General features: G+C 41.7%; 24 protein-coding genes and 1 pseudogene. 5 read left to right on the forward strand and 20 right to left on the reverse strand.

Features of this window, described 5'->3' with window-relative positions; translation table 11 throughout:
• Nucleotides 1-114 precede the first annotated feature (114 nt).
• Entirely contained in the window at nt 115-1,521 is a 1,407-nt protein-coding gene (gene dnaB, locus EGC82_RS19050) for a replicative DNA helicase (protein WP_124732148.1), read from the reverse strand.
• 130 nt (nt 1,522-1,651) lie between these two features.
• On the opposite strand from dnaB, the pseudogene EGC82_RS19055 reads away from it, so the two are divergent.
• A pseudogene (locus EGC82_RS19055) lies at nt 1,652-3,841 on the forward strand (S46 family peptidase); the annotation flags it as partial.
• Between the two features lie 1,066 nt (nt 3,842-4,907).
• On the opposite strand, the gene rplI reads toward EGC82_RS19055, so the two are convergent.
• Genes rplI through rpsF form a run of 4 tightly spaced genes read right to left on the reverse strand, consistent with a single transcriptional unit; the run spans nt 4,908 to nt 6,343 of the window.
• Entirely contained in the window at nt 4,908-5,360 is a 453-nt protein-coding gene (rplI, locus tag EGC82_RS19060) for a 50S ribosomal protein L9 (protein ID WP_124732150.1), read from the reverse strand.
• 42 nt (nt 5,361-5,402) lie between these two features.
• Nucleotides 5,403-5,630: a 30S ribosomal protein S18 gene (rpsR, locus tag EGC82_RS19065; RefSeq protein ID WP_101085203.1), complete on the reverse strand. Its 228-nt coding sequence runs from the start codon at nt 5,628-5,630 to the stop codon at nt 5,403-5,405.
• Nucleotides 5,631-5,642: 12 nt separating this feature from the next.
• Nucleotides 5,643-5,945 (reverse strand): primosomal replication protein N, encoded by a 303-nt coding sequence (gene priB, locus EGC82_RS19070; RefSeq protein WP_124732151.1) that lies wholly within the window; start codon nt 5,943-5,945, stop codon nt 5,643-5,645.
• Between the two features lie 5 nt (nt 5,946-5,950).
• Nucleotides 5,951-6,343: a 30S ribosomal protein S6 gene (gene rpsF / locus EGC82_RS19075; protein ID WP_124732152.1), complete on the reverse strand. Its 393-nt coding sequence runs from the start codon at nt 6,341-6,343 to the stop codon at nt 5,951-5,953.
• Nucleotides 6,344-6,568: 225 nt separating this feature from the next.
• On the opposite strand from rpsF, the gene EGC82_RS19080 reads away from it, so the two are divergent.
• Nucleotides 6,569-7,312, forward strand: a complete 744-nt coding sequence (locus EGC82_RS19080; RefSeq protein ID WP_164839166.1) for a DUF481 domain-containing protein — start codon at nt 6,569-6,571, stop codon at nt 7,310-7,312.
• Nucleotides 7,313-7,407: 95 nt separating this feature from the next.
• Nucleotides 7,408-8,829 (forward strand): MFS transporter, encoded by a 1,422-nt coding sequence (locus tag EGC82_RS19085; RefSeq protein WP_124732154.1) that lies wholly within the window; start codon nt 7,408-7,410, stop codon nt 8,827-8,829.
• 138 nt (nt 8,830-8,967) lie between these two features.
• On the opposite strand, the gene rlmB is transcribed toward EGC82_RS19085, so the two are convergent.
• From rlmB to zapE, 8 genes are all read right to left on the reverse strand, one after another.
• Nucleotides 8,968-9,708: a 23S rRNA (guanosine(2251)-2'-O)-methyltransferase RlmB gene (gene rlmB / locus EGC82_RS19090; protein WP_124732155.1), complete on the reverse strand. Its 741-nt coding sequence runs from the start codon at nt 9,706-9,708 to the stop codon at nt 8,968-8,970.
• A gap of 4 nt (nt 9,709-9,712) precedes the next feature.
• Nucleotides 9,713-12,235, reverse strand: coding sequence for a ribonuclease R (gene rnr / locus EGC82_RS19095; protein WP_124732156.1), 2,523 nt, complete (start codon nt 12,233-12,235; stop codon nt 9,713-9,715).
• A 37-nt stretch (nt 12,236-12,272) separates the two neighbouring features.
• On the reverse strand, nt 12,273-12,890 hold the full coding sequence (locus EGC82_RS19100; RefSeq protein ID WP_124732157.1) for a tetratricopeptide repeat protein: 618 nt from the start codon (nt 12,888-12,890) through the stop codon (nt 12,273-12,275).
• Between the two features lie 122 nt (nt 12,891-13,012).
• Entirely contained in the window at nt 13,013-14,308 is a 1,296-nt protein-coding gene (locus EGC82_RS19105) for an adenylosuccinate synthase (protein WP_124732158.1), read from the reverse strand.
• Nucleotides 14,309-14,377: 69 nt separating this feature from the next.
• Nucleotides 14,378-14,566, reverse strand: a complete 189-nt coding sequence (locus EGC82_RS19110; RefSeq protein ID WP_124732159.1) for a DUF2065 domain-containing protein — start codon at nt 14,564-14,566, stop codon at nt 14,378-14,380.
• Between the two features lie 432 nt (nt 14,567-14,998).
• Nucleotides 14,999-15,391, reverse strand: coding sequence for a 30S ribosomal protein S9 (gene rpsI, locus EGC82_RS19115; RefSeq protein ID WP_124732160.1), 393 nt, complete (start codon nt 15,389-15,391; stop codon nt 14,999-15,001).
• A 17-nt stretch (nt 15,392-15,408) separates the two neighbouring features.
• Nucleotides 15,409-15,837, reverse strand: a complete 429-nt coding sequence (gene rplM, locus EGC82_RS19120; RefSeq protein WP_011638797.1) for a 50S ribosomal protein L13 — start codon at nt 15,835-15,837, stop codon at nt 15,409-15,411.
• 263 nt (nt 15,838-16,100) lie between these two features.
• Nucleotides 16,101-17,213: a cell division protein ZapE gene (gene zapE, locus EGC82_RS19125; protein ID WP_124732161.1), complete on the reverse strand. Its 1,113-nt coding sequence runs from the start codon at nt 17,211-17,213 to the stop codon at nt 16,101-16,103.
• A gap of 310 nt (nt 17,214-17,523) precedes the next feature.
• Between zapE and degQ the strand changes: the two genes are divergently transcribed.
• Together degQ and degS are read left to right on the forward strand one after the other, a co-directional pair.
• Nucleotides 17,524-18,873 (forward strand): Do family serine endopeptidase DegQ, encoded by a 1,350-nt coding sequence (degQ, locus tag EGC82_RS19130; RefSeq protein WP_124732162.1) that lies wholly within the window; start codon nt 17,524-17,526, stop codon nt 18,871-18,873.
• A gap of 181 nt (nt 18,874-19,054) precedes the next feature.
• Nucleotides 19,055-20,134, forward strand: a complete 1,080-nt coding sequence (gene degS, locus EGC82_RS19135; RefSeq protein WP_124732163.1) for an outer membrane-stress sensor serine endopeptidase DegS — start codon at nt 19,055-19,057, stop codon at nt 20,132-20,134.
• A 99-nt stretch (nt 20,135-20,233) separates the two neighbouring features.
• Here the strand turns inward: degS and murA are convergent, their stop codons facing one another.
• Genes murA through EGC82_RS19170 form a run of 7 tightly spaced genes read right to left on the reverse strand, consistent with a single transcriptional unit; the run spans nt 20,234 to nt 24,874 of the window.
• A complete protein-coding gene (murA, locus tag EGC82_RS19140) occupies nt 20,234-21,493 on the reverse strand; it encodes a UDP-N-acetylglucosamine 1-carboxyvinyltransferase (protein ID WP_124732164.1) in 1,260 nt (419 codons plus the stop codon).
• 15 nt (nt 21,494-21,508) lie between these two features.
• Entirely contained in the window at nt 21,509-21,760 is a 252-nt protein-coding gene (locus EGC82_RS19145; protein WP_124732165.1) for a BolA family protein, read from the reverse strand.
• 33 nt (nt 21,761-21,793) lie between these two features.
• Complete coding sequence (locus EGC82_RS19150; protein WP_124732166.1) at nt 21,794-22,087, reverse strand: STAS domain-containing protein; 294 nt, start codon at nt 22,085-22,087, stop codon at nt 21,794-21,796.
• Nucleotides 22,084-22,752 carry an MlaC/ttg2D family ABC transporter substrate-binding protein gene (locus tag EGC82_RS19155; RefSeq protein WP_124732167.1) on the reverse strand — a complete coding sequence of 223 codons (669 nt, stop codon included), beginning with the start codon at nt 22,750-22,752 and terminating at the stop codon, nt 22,084-22,086. Before EGC82_RS19155 ends, EGC82_RS19150 begins: the two co-directional genes overlap by 4 nt.
• A gap of 10 nt (nt 22,753-22,762) precedes the next feature.
• The gene (gene mlaD, locus EGC82_RS19160) at nt 22,763-23,236 is read right to left on the reverse strand and encodes an outer membrane lipid asymmetry maintenance protein MlaD (RefSeq protein ID WP_101085191.1); all 474 of its coding nucleotides are present in this window, start codon (nt 23,234-23,236) and stop codon (nt 22,763-22,765) included.
• Between the two features lie 41 nt (nt 23,237-23,277).
• Nucleotides 23,278-24,063 (reverse strand): lipid asymmetry maintenance ABC transporter permease subunit MlaE, encoded by a 786-nt coding sequence (gene mlaE, locus EGC82_RS19165; protein ID WP_124732168.1) that lies wholly within the window; start codon nt 24,061-24,063, stop codon nt 23,278-23,280.
• Nucleotides 24,050-24,874, reverse strand: coding sequence for an ATP-binding cassette domain-containing protein (locus tag EGC82_RS19170; protein WP_124732711.1), 825 nt, complete (start codon nt 24,872-24,874; stop codon nt 24,050-24,052). The genes mlaE and EGC82_RS19170 overlap by 14 nt, the downstream gene beginning before the upstream one ends.
• Nucleotides 24,875-25,028 lie beyond the last annotated feature (154 nt).

A 25,028-nucleotide genomic window follows, 5' to 3' on the forward strand; every position in this document is an offset into this window, starting at 1 on the left:
CCACATCTTGCTGCCTGGTGGGCGGTTAACGTTTTAAAACGCCACCTCACAGACAGAGATAGGCTAATATCATAAATAACGATACTAAAAAAACAAATATAATGTAATCAATGATTAATCTTCTTCAAATTGCGGGCCAGCGTAATTATCAAAACGTGAGAATTGGCCTTGGAATACCAGACGAATACGCCCAATAGGTCCGTTACGCTGTTTACCAATAATAATCTCAGCGGTGCCTTTATCTTCAGAGTTATCGTTATACACTTCGTCGCGATAGATAAACATAATCAAATCGGCATCTTGCTCAATCGCCCCCGATTCACGTAAGTCTGAGTTGATAGGACGTTTATCGGCACGTTGCTCTAGCGAGCGGTTGAGCTGTGACAATGCAATAACGGGGACTTCTAATTCTTTGGCTAAGGCTTTTAATGAGCGAGAAATTTCTGAAATCTCTAAGGTACGATTCTCTTTTAACGACGGCACCTGCATTAATTGCAGGTAATCAATCATAATCATAGACAAACCACCATGCTCGCGCGCAATACGTCTGGCACGACTGCGCACTTCCGTTGGGGTTAACCCTGAGCCATCATCGATGTACATTTTACCCTGTTCAAGCATAATGCCCATTGTTGATGATACGCGCGCCCAATCTTCATCATCTAATTGACCAGTTCGAATTTTAGTTTGATCCACTCGACCAAGCGAAGCTAACATACGCATCATAATCTGTTCTGAGGGCATCTCAAGACTAAAAATAAGCACAGGCTTATCTTCATTCATCGCTGCTTGTTCACACAAATTCATGGCAAAGGTCGTTTTACCCATAGAAGGACGGGCGGCGACAATAATTAGGTCGCCAGACTGAAACCCTGCAGTCATTTTATCTAAATCATTAAAACCACTTGAGACACCCGTAACCCCGTTATGCGGATTATTATAGAGCTGCTCAATCTTATCGACGGTTTTTTCAAGAATGCTTTTAATGTTTTCTGGGCCTTCATTGGCATTGGTGCGCATTTCAGCGATTTTAAATACTTTGGTTTCGGCTAAATCTAATAATGCACTAGAGTCTCTACCTTCAGGGTTGTAGCCTGCATCGGCAATTTCATGAGCAACTGCAATCATGTCGCGCACTACAGCACGTTCACGCACAATATCAGCATAAGATAAAATGTTACCGGCACTCGGAGTGTTTTTAGCAATTTCACCTAAGTAAGCAAAGCCACCGGCATCATCTAACTGATCTTCAATTTCGAGTTGTTCTGATACGGTAATCAAATCTAGCGGTTGGCCTGATTCCATTAAACGCTGCATAGCCGTAAAAATCATTCGATGAGAACGAGAATAAAAATCTTCTGGCACAACCGCTTCAGAAACACGATCCCACGCTTCAGCATCTAGCATCAATCCACCTAAAACGGATTGTTCTGCTTCAATAGAGTGAGGAGGCAATTTTAATGCATTAACTTCTACATCTCTCTGCCTGTTTCTTGCTTTAAAGGCACCTTGCTGTGACATTAACACTCCCAATTTACAACGACTTTATAAAATATGGTATAACACCGTGGTCAAGCTTAATTTGCAGTCATTACGAATCAAAATGACAGCTCCGTCAAACGAAAATAACAAAATAATTTAAGGAAAATACATGCGTATCGTACTCGTTGCAGCTCTGGTGCTGACATCTGGTTTAGCTTTTGCCGATGAAGGCCAATGGCAACCATACCAAATGCCATCCATTGCAGACAAACTCCAGCAACGCGGTATTGATATTCCCGCATCACAACTGGCCGACTTGGGTCAATACCCAATGAATGCTGTCGTCAGTTTGGGCTATTGTACCGCCAGTTTTGTCTCCCCCCAAGGCCTAGTTGTCACAAACCATCATTGTGCTTATCGCGGCATCCAATATAACAGTAAAAAAGAGCATAATTACCTCACCGATGGCTTTTTAGCGCACACCCAAGCAGAGGAGCCTTCGGCAGGACCAAACGAACGCTTATACATTACTGAACAAGTCACTAACGTGACCGAACAAGTAATGGCTAACTTAAGCAACGAGCCATTAGCCCGCTTTGAAGATATCCAAGCTAATAGGAAAGCATTAATTAAAACCTGCGAAGCAGATGACAACTACCGCTGTTCGGTTAACAGCTTTCATCACGGTTTAGAATATTATCTGACTAAACAGTTAATCATTCGCGATGTTCGCTTGGTGTATGCGCCACCAGAAAGTGTTGGCGGATTTGGTGGCGACATAGATAACTATGAATATCCACGACATTCTGGCGACTTTACTTTTTTACGAGCTTATGTCGGTAAAGACGGTAAGCCAGCAACATTTAAGAAAGGCAATGTGCCATATCAGCCTAAAAGCTACTTAAAAGTGAACGCTGATGGTGTAAAGGCTGGTGATGGTATTTTTGTAGCCGGTTACCCTGGCTCTACCAGTCGTTACAACTTAACCAGTGAGTTACAGTTTGCCAGTGATTGGATATATCCAACCTATGCAAAGCGTTACCAGTTGCAAATTGATACCATTACCTTTATGGGCGATGTAGATAAAGATATTGCGCTTAAATATGCCGGTACTATGGCCTCTATGGCTAATCGAATGAAAAAAATTAATGGCTTGTTAGATGGCTTTAACGCCACCGATATTGTCGGTATTAAGCAGCAACGCGAAAATGATTTTTTAGCTTGGCTTAAAAAAGACCCTAATGCTAACCAAAATCTAATCAACGACCTTGAAGCGCTACTGGCTGAAAAACATCAACAAATGCAAACCAATTATTTCTTTAAAAATGCCCAATCAAGCGAAATGCTCCAGGCTGCGAGTAAGCTTTATCGTTTAGCGAAAGAAAGAAAGAAACCCAATGACCAACGTGAATCTGGATTTCAGCTTCGTGATATGAAAATGTTTAAAGCTGCACTAAAACGTATAGATAGCAGCTTTGATCCTGTAGTCGATAAAATCTTATGGTTACAAGACTTACAAGCTTATGTACGTCAACCTTTAAAAAACGAAGTGTTTGATCATGCCTTAAGCATCTCAGATAACTTTGAACAGCTAGAGTCCAAAGTAGAAGGTTTATATGCGTTAACAGAGTTAACTAATCAAACTAAACGCCTTGCATGGATGGCTAAATCCGCTGCAGATTTTGAAAACAGTGGAGACCCATTTATACGTTTAGCCGTGGCTATTTACAATACGAATATGGCTGTTGAAAAGAGCGAAAAGTTACTTTCAGGTAAGCTGTCATCTGTTCGTCCAGAGTACATGAAAGCGATTATTGACTATTATAAATCAAATAATTGGCCGGTATATCCCGATGCTAACCGCACCTTACGCATTACTTACGGCATGGTTGATGGCTACCAATCCAAAGATGCGTTATATAAGCAACCCTTTACTCGCTTAGCCGGCATCTTAGCTAAAAACACTGGCGAAGAACCTTACTATGTTCCAGCCAAGCTACTAGCTGCCATTAAAGCTGATGACTTAGGCAAGCATCGTGTTACATCAGTATATAAACAACAAAGTAGTTGTCAGTTTATGTCTTGCTTAGACAAGCCAGCTGATTTTAACTCTGTGCCGGTTAACTTTTTATCAAGCGCTGACACTACTGGTGGTAACTCAGGATCGCCGGTATTTAATGGTAAGGGCGAATTAGTTGGTCTTAACTTCGACTCAACTTATGAAGCCATTACTAAAGATTGGTTCTTTAACCCAACGATCACCCGTGCAGTGCACGTCGATATTCGCTATATATTGTGGATGATGGATAAGGTTGATCATGCTGATAGCTTGATCAAAGAATTAGCATTAGTGACAAATACTGTTGCAGTAACTGAGGCTGTGCCAGTCAAAGCGGCGACAGTAGTCACCACCGAAACAAAAGCTACAGCATCCGCCGAGCTGGCATCTGAAGTAACACCCGAACTAGCTACAGAACTTACAACTGAGATAGAAACGACTGTCGCGGCCAAAGCTATACCTCAATTGCCAGTTACAACAAAAGCCGTGGTAGCGCCAAAAGTAAACGCAGATGTATCTACTGAGCTAGTACCTGAACTAGCTTCTGAAATAGCACCCGAACTAACATCAGAGGTAGAGACGACTGTAGTGACCAAAGCTGTAGCTCAAGTTCCAGCAGCAAAAGCAGCAGTACCAAAAGTAAACGTCGATATATCTGTACCTGAGATAGCTTCTGAACTAGCTCCTGAGACAACTCCTGAACTAGCAATTAAGATAGTACCCGAACGAGCAACTGAGGTAGAGACGACTGTCGCGACCAAAGACCTGCCTAAGGTACCAGTCGCAGCTAAAGCCAAGGTTGTAGTAACGACCCAAGTCACTGCCACAGAAAAAGCCGCGGTAACGACCAAAACAGTCACTGAAAAAGAGACAAAGAAACCGTCAATAGCAGACTAACCTTAAGTAAACAATACTCCAGTGTTCATCAATAGATGTTCACTGGTTTAAAATATCTTCTGTCGATAGTAGTACTTTCTAGTTAACAGCATTTCTACAAGCATGGGGATGATATCAATGACATTCAGTATATTTGCAGTGTAGAGCGCTTCATGTTGTGGGTGAGTACAATGCAAAATAGCAGGCTTAAACCGTAGCAAATGAACCGATACAAGTTGTGCTAACGCATTGATGAACAACTGAATAGTCGATTTGAACCATACAACATAAGTCCTATCCTCCTGTAGAAGTCAGGCTGAAGGTAGCGCACAAGAGTAATTGTTGTATAACACTATGCATTCAACACGTCGCTTCAATTAACCCCATTTTATTTTCCACAGTAGAACAGCTATGTAATATGATTGATGTTAAATCGCAGACATAAAAAAACACCGCCCAAGGGCGGTGTTTTTTATGGAGCTAAAGGTAATTAAGCTTCTGCAACTACAGAAATTTTAACTATTGCTTTAACTTCAGCGTGTACTTGAACTTCAACTTCGAAGTAACCAGTAGTGCGCAAAGCACCTAAAGGTAAACGAACTTCAGATTTGGCAAGTGCTACGCCAGCTGCAGTAACTGCATCAGCGATATCACGGTTACCAATTGAGCCGAACAACTTACCTTCATCACCCGCTTTAGAAGCAATAACAACAGCTTCTAATGCAGTTAATTTATCAGCACGAGCTGTCGCAGTAGCTAATTCAGCAGCTAATTTAGCTTCTAATTCAGCACGACGGGCTTCAAATACTTCAATGTTTGCTACGTTTGCTACAACAGCTTTACCGTAAGGTAAAAGGAAGTTACGAGCATAACCAGCTTTAACAGAAACCTGGTCGCCTAAGCTACCTAAGTTTGCAACTTTATCTAGCAGAATAACGTTCATTATCAAGTCCTCTATATTCGATTAGGAATTAATACTGCAATATTACTGATGTAAATCAGTATATGGCAGTAGAGAAAGATAACGAGCACGCTTGATAGCGCGAGCTAGTTGGCGTTGATATCTAGCACTTGTACCAGTGATACGGCTAGGAACAATCTTGCCGCTTTCAGTGATATAATTCTTTAAAGTAACGATATCTTTATAATCTATCTCTACAACACCTTCAGCGGTGAAGCGACAGAACTTGCGACGACGGAAATAACGTGCCATTTTGACAGTCTCCTAAGTTTTCAATTCGACATTTTCAGCATGCAAGACTAAACGGTTTTGTCCATTTCGCCCTTGTTGTAGTGAAAGAAACCCTTCAACATCAACTTGCACACCTGCTTGTAATTTATTTGCTACGCTATTAAAGCGCGGACCACTTAATATCACTTGAATCAAACAGTAGACGTTTCTCAACATTTCTACTTCTTGTCGTTGTGATTTATGCTCTACTGTTATGACCACATGGGCAATACCGCTAGGGCTATCTAATCGTCTTGTACGAGTAATCGTGCCAGACAACACTAAGTGATTATTCAAAAAAATTATTCAGCGTTTTCTTCAGCGCTTTCTTCTACATTACGGTCATCAGAAGGTGAACGACGTGAATCACGTTCGTCTCTTGCTTTTGCCATAGGAGAAGCTTCAGTAACGGCAACTTTAGTGCGCATTACCATGTTACGCAGAACAGCGTCGTTGAAACGGAAAGCTGTTTCTAGTTCTTCAATAGACTCTGCAGATGCTTCTACGTTCATAAGAACATAGTGAGCTTTATGTAGGTCTTGGATCGGGTAAGCCAATTGACGACGGCCCCAATCTTCTAAACGGTGGACTGTACCATTAGCAGCGGTGATAACACCGGTGTAACGCTCAATCATACCTGGGACTTGTTCACTTTGATCTGGGTGAACCATAAATACGATTTCATAATGACGCATTTATTGCTCCTTACGGTTAAGTAGCCTCTTTTCAGGCTCAGTCAGACCAATGTGGAGGCAAGGAACGAATTAAAGTGACTGATTTGAGCGCGCGATGATACATAAAGCGTGTCGTAAACTCAAGCATTAACTCACTCTTTTCAGCAATCTTGATTACAGGTATGATATCAACAGTCAAAATATCGCGTTTACGCCTTAACAGAATAAAACACACAAATGATGTCTATGAAAAAAATAATAACCACATGCTGCTTCTTTCTGTTATCTACGCCAGCATGGGCGTTGGTCCCACCAGATTACCAAGAGCCACCAAGCAATTTCAATGCTGAGGTTGAAGCAGGGCTTCAGTTAAACAGTGGTAACAATGAAACTAAAAACTTCAACGGTCGTACTTATTTAACTTACGACTCTCCGAGCACCAAACAAGAAGCCACATTAAAAGCATATTATGCCGCTGATGGCACTGAATCTACCGCCGAGCGTTATGAATTATACTTACAGTCTAACTACAAGTTAGATCGGGGGTATGTATTTGGCCGTGGCGAATTCACTTGGAACCAGTTTGGTTCTTATACTAAAATATCCATTATTTCAACTGGTTATGGTTTTGATTTAATTAAAAACAATCGAACTAAATTGAGTCTTGAAGCTGGCCCGGGTTATCGTTACGACCAACCACAATCCAGTATTGCAGAGCCAAATCCGGATGAAAACCGTGACATCATTATTCGTTCTGCGGCTAAATATACCGTAAAATTACAAGAGTACACTAGCTTCAACGCAGATGTGACAGCCGAAACTGGCTTAGATAACAATACGTTGACCCTTGATATGAGTTATAAAAATACCTTTATTCAAGATTGGGCATTTAAAATCGGTATGAACATCAAGTACACTGAAGTGGTACCTGATGAAAGTCAAAATACTGATACCGTCACCACATTTAACTTGTTGTATACGTTTCAATAATTACTGACATGTAATGAACCGCAACAAGACAATCAGTCAATAAGGCAACATTGCCTTATTGAACTAATACCTATTCAATCAATAAAGGCCAAGTTATGGACAGCCCGCTACGCAGTTTTGCATCCCTATATAGCACCACTTTTTTAATGGTGCTTGCTGCTGGCCTACTAACTACTTACTTAGGCTTAAGCCTAACGACCATGCAAGTACCACAAATATGGATTGGTGGCATGATGTCTGCTTACTATATTGGCCTTGTTTGCGGTTCCAAAGTTGGCCATAAACTCATTGCTCAGGTGGGTCATATCCGTGCTTTTGTTGCTTGTGCTGGAATAGTGACAGCGTCAGCGCTTGGCCATGCTTTAATTGACAACTTAACTATATGGCTAATATTGCGCTTTGCTGTCGGCATGGGAATGATGTGTCAGTATATGGTGTTAGAAAGCTGGCTCAATGAACAGGCTGAAAACAATCAACGGGGTACTGTGTTTGCGAGCTATATGATTGTATCTTACCTAGCGTTAATGGCGGGTCAAGGAGCCATTAGCTTATATCCAGATCTAGGAATAGAGCCGCTACTGTTAATTGCCATCTGTTTCGCATTATGTATTGTACCTATCTCAATCACCCGCAGAATTCACCCTGAACCATTAACACCAGCACCGTTACAGATGGGGCTATATTGGAAACGGGCGCCTCAAGCGCTGACAACAATAGCCTTGGGAAGTATGATTGTTGGCTGTTTCTATGGTTTGGCTCCATCTTACGCCACAGCTAAAGGTATTGATCCTGAACACGTAGCGTTATACATGTCGTGTACTATTTTTGCAGGATTACTAGCCCAGTGGCCGATGGGTAAATTATCTGACATTATCTCTCGCAGCTTATTAATTCGAATTAACTGCGTTTTATTGGGCGTTATAGTGTTAATTATTACGATTATCCCATTCCAAACTGTGTCTTCATTAATATTAACCAGCTTATTTGGTATTTTAGCGTTTACCTTATACCCATTAGCCACTGCATTAGCTAACTCACGGGTAGAGCAACATGAACGAGTTGGACTATCGGCCACCATATTAGTCACCTTCGGTATTGGGGCGAGTATTGGCCCCTTAGTTGCTTCAGGTTTAATGCAGGCATTGGGCGATCAAATGCTATATGGATTTATGGCTATTTGTTCGTTTACCTTACTTATAAGACTGCTATGGATTAATGTCCGTCAAAAAGCTGAACAGACAAGCACTGGCGATTACATTATGGCTGGGGGTGATTTAGTCAGTTCGCCGCTAGCAGCATCATTCGATCCGCGTGTAGATATTGAAATGGTCAACGAACAAATGATTAACCCAGCTGAAGATGCATTTGACGTTATTCCAGAATCGACCGTAGATGAATTTGATGATGTCGGTGAGCAAGCAGATTATAATACTGCTTATGCTAGCGTGAGCGATGAGATGTTGGAACAAGATGAGTTGGATGATGAGGATGTCGATAACGAAATTGGTAGACGCTAACTCTGATGCCATTGAATGGTGGTTTGTAGATTAACAGCTAGTTACCACTAAACCCATAACCTGCAACAATAAAAAACGGCGATAACCATCGCCGTTTTTTGATCGCGTTCTATAACAGAAACGCTAATAGATAACTGGTTAAGCTAATCGTTGTCTGACTGCTTCAAATAAGCAAACACCAGTGGCAACAGACACATTAAGACTCGATACACTGCCAGCCATTGGGATCGATACCAATGAGTCGCAGCCTTCGCGTGATAATCTGCGTAAGCCTTTATCTTCAGCACCCATAGCAATCGCTAAAGGCCCTTTAAGATCTGCTTGGTATACATTGCCTTCTGCTTCGCCTGCTGTGCCTACAATCCAAACACCTTTATCTTGTAGGTGACGCATAGTACGAGCAAGGTTAGTCACTTGAAATAACGGTATAATTTCTGCGGCGCCACAAGCAACTTTGCTAACGGTTGAGGTTAACCCGACTGAATTATCTTTTGGTACGATAACCGCATGTACACCCGCAGCATCAGCATTACGTAAGCAAGCACCTAAGTTATGCGGATCAGTTACACCATCTAAAATCAATAGAAAAGGCACTTCTGTTTTATCAAGTAATGCATCTAAATCGCTTTCAGTCAAAGGCTTAACCGCTTTTACCCGAGCAACAATTCCCTGGTGTTGCGAGCTACCGGCTTTGTCATCAAGTACTTTACGTGCTGCACGTTGAAGTGTTGTGCCAAAGGTTGATGCTATATTAATGAGTGGCGTTAAACGGTCGTCATCACGACCTTGTAATAGCCATAGCTCAATAACACGCTCAGGGCTATTATTTAATAATGCTTCAACGGCATGAATGCCAAAAATGGTATCTTGTTTTTTCATTTAATTACTTTCTCTTGCTGCGCTTGGCAGGGGTTTTCTTAACGCTAGAATTTGGTTTCGTGGCATCTGCTTTTTGTTCCACTGCAGAAGGCTTCTTTACAGCCGCAGGTTTGGCTGCGGGCGATGAGGCTTTGCCACTTGAGCGACGCTTACTGGCCTTAGGCTTATCTGAGGTAGATTTGTCCGGCTTTGTTTTGTCAGACTTAGCTTTATCAGATTTAGTCTTATCCGACTTATCAGTCGACTTGCCTCTTCGTGGCGATTTAGCGCCTTCGGCATTAACTCGTTCACGTGCAGTTGAAGGTTTGCTACCTTTACGCACAGGTTTGCCTGCGCTTTTACTATTATCGCCTACCATCAATAAATCAATTTGACGATCGTCCAGATTCACCGCTGCGACTTTAACCGTCACAGCATCACCTACTTGATATACTTGGCGAGTATTTTCACCTATTAATCGTTGGCGCATAGGATCAAATTGATAGTAGTCACTTGCAAGACTTGAAATATGTACCAAGCCATCAATAAATAATTCGTTTAATCTGACAAACAAACCAAAGCTAGTCACTGAAGCAATAACCGCGTCAAAGGTATCGCCAACATGATCTTGCATATATTCACATTTCAGCCAATCACTCACATCACGGGTTGCTTCGTCTGCACGACGCTCAGTGGTAGAACATTCTTCACCTAATGCATCTAACTCTTCAATCTGATAGAGATAACCACCATCTTGAGTCCATTTATCGTTAGCATTACCCAGCTCTTTTGCGAGTAAGTATTTGATCACTCGATGTAAAACCAAGTCAGGATAACGACGAATTGGCGAAGTGAAATGCGAATAAGCTTCTAATGCCAAACCAAAGTGACCTTCGTTATCAGGGCTATAAACAGCTTGGCGCATTGAGCGCAATAACATCACCTGAATTAACTCAAAGTCAGGACGGTCAGCAATTTTTAACATTAGATTTTGATAGTCAGTCGGCGTCGGCTCTAATCCGCCATCCATGCTTAAGCCACGTTCAGCAAGAAACTCTTTAAAGTTAGCGAGTTTTTGCTCAGATGGAGCTTCATGTACACGATACAGCACTTCACCTTTGTGTTTTTTAACAAATTTGGCTGAAGCAACGTTAGCTAAAATCATACATTCTTCGATGATTTTATGCGCTTGGTTACGGCCTCTTGGGACTATTTTGTCAATTTTACGCTGTTCATTAAAAATAAACTGCGTTTCTAACGTTTCAAATGCAATTGCGCCACGTTCAGCACGACGTTCATCTAAGGTAAGATATAACGACTGCAAACATAATAAATGTGGGAAGAGTGCTTCATGATCAGGCTCAATAGGCCCACCTTCTAGCATCGCGGCGACTTGGGTATAAGTAAAACGTGCATGAGAGTGCATTACCGCAGGATAAAACTTGGTACCCGATAACTTACCTGCAGCAGAAATAGTCATCTCAGCAACCATACACAAACGATCGACTTTAGGCTTTAATGAACACAAGCCGTTAGAGATCTTCTCAGGCAACATTGGAATAACTTGCGACGGAAAATATACCGAGTTACCACGAGCACGCGCTTCAGTATCTAATGCAGAATCCGTACGTACATAATGGCTCACATCAGCAATCGCGACCCATAAACGCCAGCCACCACTTGGTTTTGCTTCAGCATAAACAGCATCATCAAAGTCGCGAGCATCTTCACCATCAATAGTGACTAGTGGTAAGTGACGTAAATCAACACGGCCTAACTTATCTTCTTCGGTAACTTCGTCGGGAATACGTTTTAGTTTTTTCTCAATAATCGCAGACCAAGTATGCGGTAAATCGTAATTACGTAATGCAATTTCAATTTCCATACCCGGAGCCATGGTCTTACCCAAAACTTCAGTCACTTTTGCTGCTGCTTTAACAAAACGGCCAGGACGACGGGTTAACTCAACCACAACTACATCACCGGCTCTCGCACCAAGCGTGTCTTCGCTGGCGATAAGAATTTCTTGGGTAATACGTCTATCATCTGCCATAACAAAACCCATGCCACCGTCGACGTGATAACGTCCAACTAAGGCTGCGGTTCGTTCATGCACTAAACGGACAATTCGCGCTTCACGGCGACCACGACGATCTGTACCGGCTTTTTGAGCCAATACTTTATCACCATGGAAATACATCAGCATATCGCGATTATTAATAAATAAGTCATCACCGCCTTCATCTGGCTTAAAGAAGCCAAATCCATCGCGATGGCCTAAAACGGTACCAGACAATAAATCCATACGTTCAGGTAAACCATAGCTTTGTCCACGAGTAAAGACTAACTGTCCATCACGTTCCATTGCACGTAAACGACGACGAAGTGCTTCTAATGGCACTTCATCAGTTATGGATAGGGCTTCAGCTATTTTATCGCGGGTAACCGGAGACTTTTGCGCACGCAAGTATTCTAAAATATACTCGCGGCTAGGAATAGGATTGTCGTACTTGTCTTGTTCTCTCTCAAAATGAGGATCGTTGATCATTCAATTTCCAAATAATTCGCTCCATATTGTGGAGCCTTTAACGTGTGTACAGCTGTGGCTGCTGTGCCCTGGCCACTATACTGGCAGGCATTTTTGCAGCGAGCATCTGTAATAAAGACGAGGCTTTTTTCTGTTGAGCATCGTCATCAAATATACTGTTATATAACCAATGATAGCCTAGTTCGTAATCGGCAGGACTTCCGTAGCCTTCACCAAACAAACGAACCAATGTCATTTTTGCACTTAAATCTCCATTAGCAGCTGCAGGTAACACATATTGCACCGCACGATTGGGATCTTTAACCACTAGTTTACCGCGATAATAATAATCTGCCAATTTTACCATAGCTTCGGCACTGCCTTGCTCTGCAGAAGTTTGCAGTAATGCCATGCCACGTGAAGGATGCGCTTTTACGCATACACCATTATTAAGCATTTCACCCCATAAAAACTGATACATGGGTTGTTGTAATACTTCAGCACGGGCTTCAATGTCTTGAACCAGCTGGCAGTCATCTGCTTTTACGCGTTGCAAGTATTGATTTGAGCGGATGAGCGAAATCAATTGTTGATCGCCATAAATATCGACGGCTTCGGTAACCGCGAAAACATTGGCTGAAATAACACTCAACAACAATAAAGAGATACGCAACATAGGAATTCTCGATGACACTTTGATGGCTTATCCATCGGCAGTATAGCGTATTTCTTGAGGATAAACTGTTACAAACATTAAATAGCATTCATTAAAAAGGCCGCTTATCGCGGCCTTTTATCTTACTTGAACGGACTAACCAAAATCATGGTTTCATTTCTATCCGGACCGGTAGAGATGATATCAATAGGCGTTTCTAATAACTCTTCGATTCGCTTGATATAGTTAATTGCCGCAGCGGGCAATTGCTCAATTGTTGTGGCACCAAAAGTGGTTTCACTCCAACCAGGCATGGTTTCATATACTGGGGTAACTAAATCATAGCCTTCTGCAGCCAAAGGAGTCACCTTTGAAACTGTTCCATCAGCGTATTGATAGCCAACACAAATCTTAACTTCTTTTAGACCGTCTAAAACATCTAATTTAGTTAAGCAAAAACCGCTAACACTATTGATTTGAACGGCGCGGCGCATGGCCACAGCATCTAACCAACCTGGACGACGTTTACGACCAGTCGTAGCACCAAACTCTTGGCCTTTTTCACCAATATAATCACCAATTTCGTTGGCTAATTCTGTTGGGAATGGACCCGCACCGACGCGAGTCGTGTACGCTTTCATGATGCCTAACACATAGTCTAAATGACGAGGACCAAAACCAGAACCGGTCGCAACACCACCTGCCGTTGTGTTTGATGAAGTAACAAATGGATAAGTACCGTGGTCTATATCCAATAATGTACCCTGAGCACCTTCAAATAGAATTGGCTCACCCGCTTTACGGGCAACATCAAGCATTTCACTGACATCAGTACACATACTCTTCAGATAATCAGCAATGGCTAATGCATCATCAAGTGTTTGTTGATAATCAACTGCTTCAACATGGTAGTACTCAGTTAGCATGAAGTTATGATATTTCATCACTTCTTGTAACTTAGTCGCAAAAAGCTCTGCATTAAACAAATCACCAATGCGTAAACCGCGGCGAGAGACTTTGTCTTCATATGCAGGACCAATACCACGCCCAGTTGTACCAATGGCTTTATTACCGCGAGCTTTCTCGCGAGCAACATCCAATGCACAATGGAATGGAAGGATAAGCGGACACGCTTCAGAAATTAATAAACGTTCTTCGACAGGTACGCCGCGTCCTTTTAACATGTTGATCTCTTTCATCAACGCATCAGGAGCAACCACCACACCATTACCGATAATGCATTTTACGTTATCACGTAAAATACCTGACGGAATAAGATGAAGAACGGTTTTTTCACCATCAATTACCAAAGTATGACCGGCATTATGGCCGCCTTGGTAACGAACTACGTATTTTGCCTGTTCTGTTAAAAGGTCGACAATCTTACCTTTGCCTTCGTCACCCCATTGGGTTCCGAGTACGACTACATTTTTGCCCATTATTAGCTGCAACGTCTTGTGGTATAAAATAGAATTTTAACAGGTTTTAGGGGGTTATAGGCAAGTATTTTATTGAAACATGATCAATAAAACAGCTCCAGCAGTTACTAAGCAGCCACCTAAGCGTCTGAGAACATTTTGCTTTTGCGTTGAAAGCTCAAATAAATATTTTTGCCACTTGTTAGGAAAAAGTAATGGACCAAGCCCTTCGAGGATTAAAACTAAGCCAAATGCACTGATTAAGAGTTGTATATTCATGTTGTTAACTTCTTTAATTGATACCCATAGTATTCATTATCTAATCATTAAGCTGGAATTCTAATTGCGTTATTCAAGGCGACGACATAAAACTATAATGGTGTTTGGCAACTTCTTATTCGTTGCTATACCTATTTAGTTAAGAAGGTATAAGAGAAGAGCACGCCTTATTGTGTAAGCCACACAACAGATTATGCGATGGTTGGCCGCGACAACTACATTACGCTATCAACCTCATTATGGCTGCTATCTGATATAAAAGCGTTAACCTTAAGTGAAATGATTGCTATAACGCTTTTAGCTAATGTTACTCGCTCCTATCGGCCACAGTGCTAGAGACCTCATTAATCTGCACAAAAATAGTCGAACCTGATAAATTTTAGGCAATAAAAAACCCAGCAAGAGCTGGGTTTTTTGAATCCAAAAAACGAATTAACGCTTAGAGAACTGTGGCTTACGACGTGCTTTACGTAGACCAACTTTCTTACGCTCAACTTTACGAGCATCACGGGTAACAAAACCAGCGGTACGTAGAGTAGGACGTAAAGTTTCATCTAGTTGCAATAATGCACGGGTAATACCGTGACGAATTGCACCAGCTTGGCCAGTAGTACCACCGCCCTTTACAGTTACATAGATGTCTAATTTATCAGTCATTTCTACTAACTCTAACGGTTGACGAACAACCATACGAGCAGTTTCACGACCAAAATATACATCCAAAGGACGTTGGTTAACAACGATATTGCCACTACCTGCTTTAGCGAAAACGCGAGCTGTAGATGTTTTGCGACGGCCAGTGCCGTAGTACTGAGTTGCAGACATTTGCTTACTCCTCCCGTTTAGATATCAAGAACTTGTGGTTGTTGTGCAGCGTGGTTATGTTCTGTGCCAGCGTAAACTTTAAGTTTACGGAACATGGCACGGCCCAAAGGACCTTTTGGTAACATACCCTTAACTGCTTTCTCGATGATCATTTCAGGCTTATGAGCTTGAAGCTTCTCAAAGCTGATTTGCTTAATGCCACCAATGAAGCCTGAATGAGAGTAGTAGATCTTACCAGCTGCTTTATTACCAGTTACAGTCACTTTTTCAGCATTGATAACGATGATATAATCACCAGTGTCAACGTGTGGAGTGTACTCTGGCTTATGCTTGCCACGTAAGCGAGTTGCGATTTCAGTTGCGATACGACCTAAAGTTTTGCCTTCAGCGTCAACAACAAACCAGTCACGAGTTACAGTTTCTGGTGTAGCAGTAAAAGTCTTCATTATTACAAAAACCCAAAGTTAATTTTCTGTCTCACATGCTGACTGCAGGTTGCAATCAACACAAAATTACCGATTCTTGCCCCTTCGAACATGAATATTGGCTTACAACTTCCGCCCAAATTGGCGGATTAACGCGGGCAGGTCGCAGATTATACGCAAAGCCGCAGCAAAGATCACCTGATTTCTGATAATATTTTAAATAAACTGTTCTATTTATGCGTAATAAAAAGTGCTCGGCTGGTTTACGAAATAACACCACTAACTTAAGGTAAATGTTCTAGCGCAAGATATTCTCTCGATTGCATTTCAATCAGTCTTGAACGACAACGTCTGAACTCAAAACTTAACTGGCCATCAGTATAAATGTGTCCCAATTCCACTTGCGCTGAAATAATTAATTTTACATTTCGCTCATAAAATTCATCAACCATTGCCAAGAATCGCCTAGCAATATCATCACCTGTTTGCTGTGAGCCCATTTGTTCTAGGCCACTTAACAGCACAGTATGATAAAGACAAGCCATCTCCATGTAATCGCGTTGCGAACGAGGCCCATCACACAAATCACGGAAGTTAATGAGCAACACACCTTGCGACTGTTGACGGATATGAATTGCACGTCCATCGACAGCTATCGCAGCAGTCAACTTTTCAGATTCTGGCGCCAGTTGGTCAAAATATCGTAATAGATTGGTATCAGCTTGTTCATCGAGTGGATAATGATAAATCTCAGCCTGCTCTAAGGTACGCAAACGATAATCAATCCCGGAGTCGACATTAAGGATCTCGCAATGATGATTAATCAAGGCAATAGCAGGCAAAAAACGCGCCCGTTGTAGACCATTTTTGTATAGTTCATCAGGAATGATGTTTGAGGTAGCAACCAGTGCCACCCCTTCTTTAAACAGTGCTTGGAATAAGGTGCCTAGCAACATAGCATCTGTAATGTCAGAAACAAAAAATTCATCAAAGCAGATAATTTGATATTGTGACGCCATCTTTTTCGCAATGGTTAAAAGAGGATCTTGTACACCTTTAAGTTCACCTAAGTCATGATGAATTTGATGCATAAAACGATGGAAGTGAGCTCGTAATTTTCGTTCCATGGGTAATGCATCAAAAAAGGTGTCCATCAGATAGGTTTTACCCCGACCAACCCCACCCCATAAATATAAACCTTTTACCGGTGTCGCTGTCGATTTCATACCCACAGCAGCAAATAACTTACTGATACCTGATGTGGGTTTCGCCGCTACAATCAATTCATCATAAACTCGTTGCAATGACTTAACCGCTTGTTCTTGAGCGGCATCATGTGAAAAATCTTCTCGGGTAAGGTCTTGCTGATAATGCTGCCAAGGGGTTAACTGCGACACGAATATGACTCTCTTACATCAAATAATTGCTGTCAATAATAACATTAAACAACGAATACGAGTAATGGCTTCAAAGGATCAAATTAACCTTTGTTAATAAAAATGGAACTAACGTGAATACCACTACTCTGATTAATTAACATAAATTTGCTTATTTCTTACTTGTAATCGTACTGGTTAACTCGCCATTGTAAAATGGGTTCACGACAACAACAATAAAAACGATTAACGATATTTAACTTTGAAATCATACTATCAAGGCTGATATTTTATATCATCAACCTTGAATATTTACAGGAGCTATCCATAGATGAAAACCAAATTAAGCTTACTTTCTGCGGCTTTATTAACGGCATCGTTAGCCATGGCACCAACGCTTTCGTTCGCTGCTATTCCACAAGCAGTAGACGGTCAAGCAATGCCTAGTTTAGCGCCAATGTTAGAACGAACCACACCAGCAGTTGTATCTGTTGCAGTAACAGGCACCCAAGTGTCCAAACAGCGTACACCCGATGTATTTCGCTATTTCTTTGGCCCTAATGCTCCACAAGAACAAGTACAAGAGCGTCCTTTTAGAGGTTTAGGCTCTGGGGTTATTATTGATGCCGATAAAGGCTACATCATTACTAATAACCATGTCATAAATGGCGCCGATGATATTCAAATTGGTTTGTATGATGGCCGCGAAGTCACCGCGAAATTAATTGGTGCAGATAAAGAATCTGATATTGCATTATTGCAAATTGACGCAAAAAACTTAGTCGCGATTAAGCAAACTGATTCTGATGAAATTCGTGTGGGTGATTTTGCTGTTGCCATTGGTAACCCATTTGGTCTTGGACAAACAGTCACATCGGGAATAGTCAGCGCACTAGGTCGCAGTGGTTTAGGCATTGAAATGCTAGAAAACTTTATCCAAACCGATGCTGCTATTAATAGTGGTAATTCGGGCGGCGCATTGGTTAACTTAAAAGGCGAACTGATTGGCATCAATACCGCGATTGTGGCCCCGAATGGCGGTAACGTTGGTATAGGCTTCGCAATCCCAGCCAATATGGTTAATAACCTTGTAGATCAAATTATTGAACATGGTGAAGTAAGACGAGGTGTATTAGGTGTCTCTGGACGTGACCTTGACAATGAACTTGCTAAAGCGTTTGGTTTAGATACCCAACACGGTGGTTTTGTTAATGAAGTGACCCCGAAAAGTGCTGCTGACAAAGCCGGACTAAAAGCTGGTGATATTATTGTTAGCCTTAATGGCCGTAGTATTAAAACGTTCCAAGAGTTGCGCGCAAAAGTTGCAACCATGGGTGCAGGTGCTGAAGTTGAATTTGGCATTATCCGTGATGGCGATACTAAGAACATTAAAGCAACACTAGGTGAAGCAGACAAAGTTGAGGCTGAAGCAGGTAACGTGCATCCTATGTTGCAGGGCGCTACGTTGGAAGATAGCAAAAAAGGTATTCAGATAACTGACATTGCTCAAGGTTCACCAGCGGCAATGAGTGGACTGGTTAAGGGGGATTTAATTGTGGGACTCAATCGCAGTAAAATCACTAGCCTTAAAGCATTAAAAGAAATGTTGAAAGAGAATCAAAGCTCAGTAGCACTTAAAATATTACGTGATAACCACTTACTCTACCTTGTTTTACGTTAGTATATTGTATGCTAGGTTTTCATAATAGTTGTCTATACGCTGCTGTACACTGATATAACAAACATCGAATTATAGTGTGTGATATCAGTTAAATAAATAAGCATCGACCAACCTTGGTCGGTGCTTATTTATTTGAGCTATGTTAATATAACAGCCATTTTTTTTAACAATTATTCAAGCCATGAATCTAAAAGACACTTGCATCTATATAATTAAAGCTGTGGTATTTGGTCTAATCATGGCAGCTGTTTTTTTAGCCATAACCTCTTTGACGCAAAATTCCTCGCTAAACCATAGCTTAACGAATGTGAGCAACAATGGCTCAGAATTATCTTTCGCTAAAGCAGTTCGTCGAGCCGCCCCTGCCGTTGCTAATATTTATAGCCTTAGTATCGATCAACGTAATCCACTTAATTCAAGTTCGCTTCAAGGCTTAGGTTCTGGTGTGATAATGAGTAAAGAAGGTTATGTACTAACCAATTATCATGTCATAAAAAAAGCCGATGAAATTGTTATTGCACTGCAAGATGGGCGTAAATTTACGGCTGAAGTGGTGGGGTCTGATCCAGAAACAGATTTAGCGGTATTAAAAATTGAAGGTGATAATTTACCTATAGTGCCCGTTAACCTTGAAAAACCAGCTCAAGTAGGCGATGTGGTATTGGCTATTGGTAATCCTTATAATATTGGCCAAACCATTACCCAAGGGATTATCAGTGCAACAGGACGTAGCGGCTTAAGTTCAGGCTATTTAGACTTTTTACAGACTGATGCAGCCATTAATGCAGGCAATTCAGGCGGTGCACTAATCGATACTGGAGGCGAATTAATTGGTATTAATACTGCTGCATTCCAAGTCGGTGGTGATAACGGTGGTAACGGCATTAGCTTTGCAATTCCGATAAAACTCGCCCACAGTATTATGGACAAATTGATTAAACATGGCCGAGTTATCCGCGGTGCATTAGGTATTTCAGGCGAACCACTCAATCCAGTAATGGCGCAAATACTCAACCTACCTGATTTAAAAGGGGTGTTAGTGACAGGAATTGATCCTGATGGACCTGCGGCGCGGGCACGCTTAACGCCTAGGGATGTGATTACTCAATATAATGACGAAGATGTTCCTGGTGTTGAAATGCTCATGGACAGAATCGCAGAAACGACACCTGGCACTAAGGTCAACATGACCATTATCCGTGAGGGCAAGCAGCAAACATTACCAGTCATTATTGCAGAAAAAATAACGGAAGCTGAGTAACTCACTAAAATAGTGATAAAAGATAGCAACAAAAAAGCCATTCAAATGAATGGCTTTTTTGTTGGCGCATCAGTAATGCCGATGATGACTTCACTCGAACTATTTAACCCGAACGACTTCAGCACCTAAACCTTGAAACTTAGCTTCAATATGCTCGTAACCACGGTCTAAATGGTAGATACGATCTACTGTTGTAGTTCCCTCAGCCATTAAGCCAGCAATCACCAAACTAGCAGAAGCACGTAAATCTGTCGCCATCACTTGGGCGCCATTTAAACGTTCAATACCATGAATAATGCAAGTATTGCCTTCGAGCTCTATGTTTGCACCCATACGACTCATTTCAGGTACGTGCATAAAACGGTTCTCGAAAATCGTTTCAGTAACACGACCAGTACCTTCAGCAAGAGCATTTAACACACAAAATTGCGCTTGCATATCGGTTGGAAACGCAGGATACGGTGCGGTTTTAATATTAACAGACTTTGGACGTTGGCCTTTCATATCAAGCTCAATCCAATCTTCACCGGTAGTGATAGCTGCACCTGCATCTTCAAGCTTAGATAATACTGACTCTAAGGTTTTAGGATCGGCTGATACACAACGAATTTTACCGCGAGTCACTGCCGCGGCGACCAAGAATGAACCTGTTTCGATACGATCAGGCATAACGCGATATTCACAACCCGATAAACGCTCAACGCCTTCAATCGTCAATGTGGCTGAACCTACACCTGTAATTTTGGCACCCATAGCGATTAAGCAATGAGCTAAATCAGTGACTTCTGGTTCGCGCGCGGCATTTTCAATTACAGTCGTGCCATCTGCTAACGCAGCAGCCATAAGCAAGTTTTCTGTAGCGCCTACACTGACCATATCCATAAAGATATGCGCGCCTTTTAAACGGCCATCTACACGCGCTTTGATGTAGCCTTCTTTGACTTCAATCTTAGCGCCCATGAGTTCTAAACCATGCAAATGTAAATTCACTGGACGAGCGCCAATAGCACAACCACCAGGCAATGAAACATCTGCTGTACCATAACGGGCAAGCAATGGTCCTAAAATAAGAATAGAGGCACGCATTGTTTTGACTAAGTCATAAGGGGCGCAATATTCATTTAAATTAGTGGTTGAAATGCGAATGCGACTGCCGCCTAAGTCTTCAACTTCAGCGCCTAAACAACGTAACAGTTCACAGCTAGTGATCACGTCACGTAAATTCGGTACATTTGAGACAATAAAATCTGTTTCGGCTAATACGCCAGCCATTAAAATAGGCAATGCTGCATTTTTTGCACCAGAGATCACGACTTCGCCAGTTAAAGGTTTACTGGCTTTAATAGTTAATTTATCCACTGTGAGTCTCAGTTGTTACATATTGAAAAGTTTTTCACGCTTCCACTGGGTAGGCGTAAAAGTTTTAATTGTTAACGCGTGCAACTCACCACTGGCAATCTGCTCAGCTAAAGGGGTATAAATCGCCTGCTGTTGTTTTACGCGGCTCATGCCGTCAAAACATTCGCCCACAGCAACCACTTTATAGTGGCTGCCATCCGAGGTCACATGCGCTTCTGTAAGCGACAACGCCTCGGTTAAAATTTGTTCAATAACATTGCATTCCATGAAATCAATTACCTTTACTATTCGATTCTATATTTAGCTAAAAAAAGCGTCTAAATCATAAAGCTCAATCATTTTTTTGAGCTGCTCACTGGGGTTAACCAATTGACGTATTACGCTTGCTTCCTGACTGTTTGAAGCATGTAGTTTGATTAACGCTAATAACAATGCAACACCTGCACTGTCAACGTATTCCAATGCTGATAAGTCTACCACTTGAGTAGATGCAGTAAACAATTCATGGCGTTTAGGCCACAATTGTTTTACTTCATCTTGAGTTAACCGACCACTGACAATGCAGCGTTGGTCTTGTTGATTAAAGGTAATCACGCAGCTGCAGCTTCTTTTACTGGTTGGCGATCTATTCTCTGTTGAGTTTTATCATTCAACATTGTTATGACTGCTTCAATACCTTGCTGGCGGATTAAATTAGAAATTTCAGACTGTTTAGAGGCTAATAAGCTCACACCTTCCGCCACTAAATCAAATGCTTTCCAAGTATTGTCTTTCAAACGACGTGCTTTGAATTGAATTTTAATCGGTGGACGACCTTGCTCAAGGATTTGCACGTTCACTTCCACTATTTTTTCATCACTAAAATCACTTGGTGGATCAAAGGCTACTTTTTGATCCGTATATTCTGTTAATGCTTGTGCATAAGTGGCCACTAAATAGCCTTCAAAAGCCTCAACAAAACGATTACGTTGATCAACAGTCGTATCGCTTAAATACTGTCCCATCACTTTATATGCAGCATATTTATAATCGACGTAAGGCATAAGCTCTTCACGCACAATCACTTTCAAGTGACTTAAATCATCATTAATTAATGCTTTATCTGATTTAAACCGATCAAAAGTCATACTGGATACTTGTTTGATCATCTCATAAGGATCATGAGTATTAACCTCTTCATTGGCCGCTATAGCACCTTGGCTAATAACTGCACTACCAACTAGGCATAAAGCAATAACACGACTAAAAAACGTTTTCATAATAGGGATCCTATTTATCTTTAGATGACATGCTGTATAAAAGCTGACCAATTAAATCTTCTAAAATCAATGCACCACGGGTGTCATGTACTTTATCGCCATCGGCAAGCATCGAAATATCATCGTCCATAAACCCAGGCGTTAAGCCAATAAACTGCTCGCCAAGCAAGCCTGAAGTCAAAATGGCTAAACTGCTGGTTTCAGGAAATTTATCAAAACGCTTATCCATTGTTAACGTCACGACAGGCACTAATTTATGGCTATCAAGGGTAACATCTGTCACCCGCCCAACCACCACTCCACCGACCTTCACTGGTGAACGTACTTTTAGGCCACCGATATTATTAAACTCAGCCACCAAAGTATAAGTCTGGGCATTGGATTTTACTTTAACATTAGCAACGTTGAATACTAATACGCAAAATGCCAATAAACCTGACAATAAAAATACGCCTACTAATAACTCTATTTTCCGTGTCAACATACTATTAAACCACTTAAATTAATCTAAACAATGAAAAAATCTTAATTTCCAAACATGATTGCCGTAAGCAAAAAGTCCAGCGCTAAAACAGCTAAGCTTGCCTGCACAACCGTTGAGGTTGTCGCACGGCTGATGCCTTCTGGATTGGGTTGAACTTCATAACCTCGATACAAGGCTATCCATGTCACCACCACACCAAAAATAGCACTTTTTATCAAACAGTTAACAATATCTTGTCGCCACTCAACCGATGCTTGAAGAATAGACCAAAACGCACCACTATCAATGCCCTTCCATTCAACACCGACTAAGTGCCCACCTAAAATACCCACTAGACTAAACATTAACGCTAGTAATGGCATGCTAATGACACCAGCCCAAAAACGCGGCGCAATAATTTGCCTTAATGGGTCTATCGCCATCATTTCTAAACTCGACAATTGCTCTGTCGATTTCATTAAGCCTATTTCGGCGGTTAACGCAGAACCTGCTCGTCCGGCAAATAGTAATGCTGCAACGACAGGCCCAAGTTCACGTAATAAGCTTAACGCTACCATTGGGCCTAAGCTTTCTTCAGTGCCAAACCCAACTAAAATATTATATCCCTGTAGGGCCAATACCATGCCAATAAACAAACCTGACACTAAAATGATGACCATTGAACGAACACCAAGCACATAAATTTGCTTAATGAGTAATGGAGTGCCTTTTTTGATGTTAGGGAAATGCGCAATCGCGCGCCATAACATGATGCCCGCTCGACCATAACCCTGCACTAATCTCAGTGCATATTTGCCGGTGTCGGCAATATAATCAATTACGCCCACGAAGTAGCTCCTCTTTATAATCCTCTGCAGGATAATGGAATGGCACAGGGCCATCAGGCGCGCCTTTGATAAACTGGATCAATTGTGGATTGTCAGATTGACGTAATTGCTCTGGCGTACCATGCGCAATAACTTTTTTGTCTGCTATTACATAAACATAATCCGCAATACCTAGCACTTCATCTACGTCGTGAGAAACCACCACAGAAGTCAGTTTTAATGAGTCCGACAATTCACGGATCAGTTTGACTAACATCCCCATGGAAATAGGGTCTTGACCCGCAAAAGGCTCATCGTACATTACCATCTCAGGTTCAAGCGCAATCGCTCTAGCCAATGCAGCTCGGCGCTGCATACCACCGGATAACTCGTTAGGCATCATATACGCTGCACCGCGAAGTCCAACAGCTTGCAGCTTCATCAGCACAATAGACCTGATAATATCTTCTGGTAATCCCGAATGTTCTCTCAATGCAAATGCCACATTATCGAATACATTAAGGTCGGTAAATAACGCGCCGCTTTGAAACAGCATGCTCATGCGCTTGCGCAGTTCAAAAAGATCTTTGCGCTTAAGCTGATGTATATCATGACCATCGAATAAGACTTGGCCACTGTCAGGAGTTAACTGCCCGCCAATTAATTTTAACAAGGTGGTTTTACCAATACCACTGGGACCCATGATTGCTGTTACTTTACCCTTGGGGATCGATAAAGAAATATCGCTGTAGATCACCCGCGAACCATGGCTAAAGGCCAAATGGTTAACTTCGACCAAAGGTTTATTATTTGATTTACTCTTATCAGACATTGGCATTGAGGAGATAACAGCCTTCCTTGCATTAAGTTGAGGCACAAATTGTACTGTAATTGTCTATTAAGCGACAACTATATCCATATAACCTCATATCATTATGGGTACAATTACTGTGCAATGCTTTCAATTTGATAAAAATCCAGCGAAA

The organism is Shewanella livingstonensis (genome assembly GCF_003855395.1).
Lineage (GTDB): Bacteria > Pseudomonadota > Gammaproteobacteria > Enterobacterales > Shewanellaceae > Shewanella > Shewanella livingstonensis.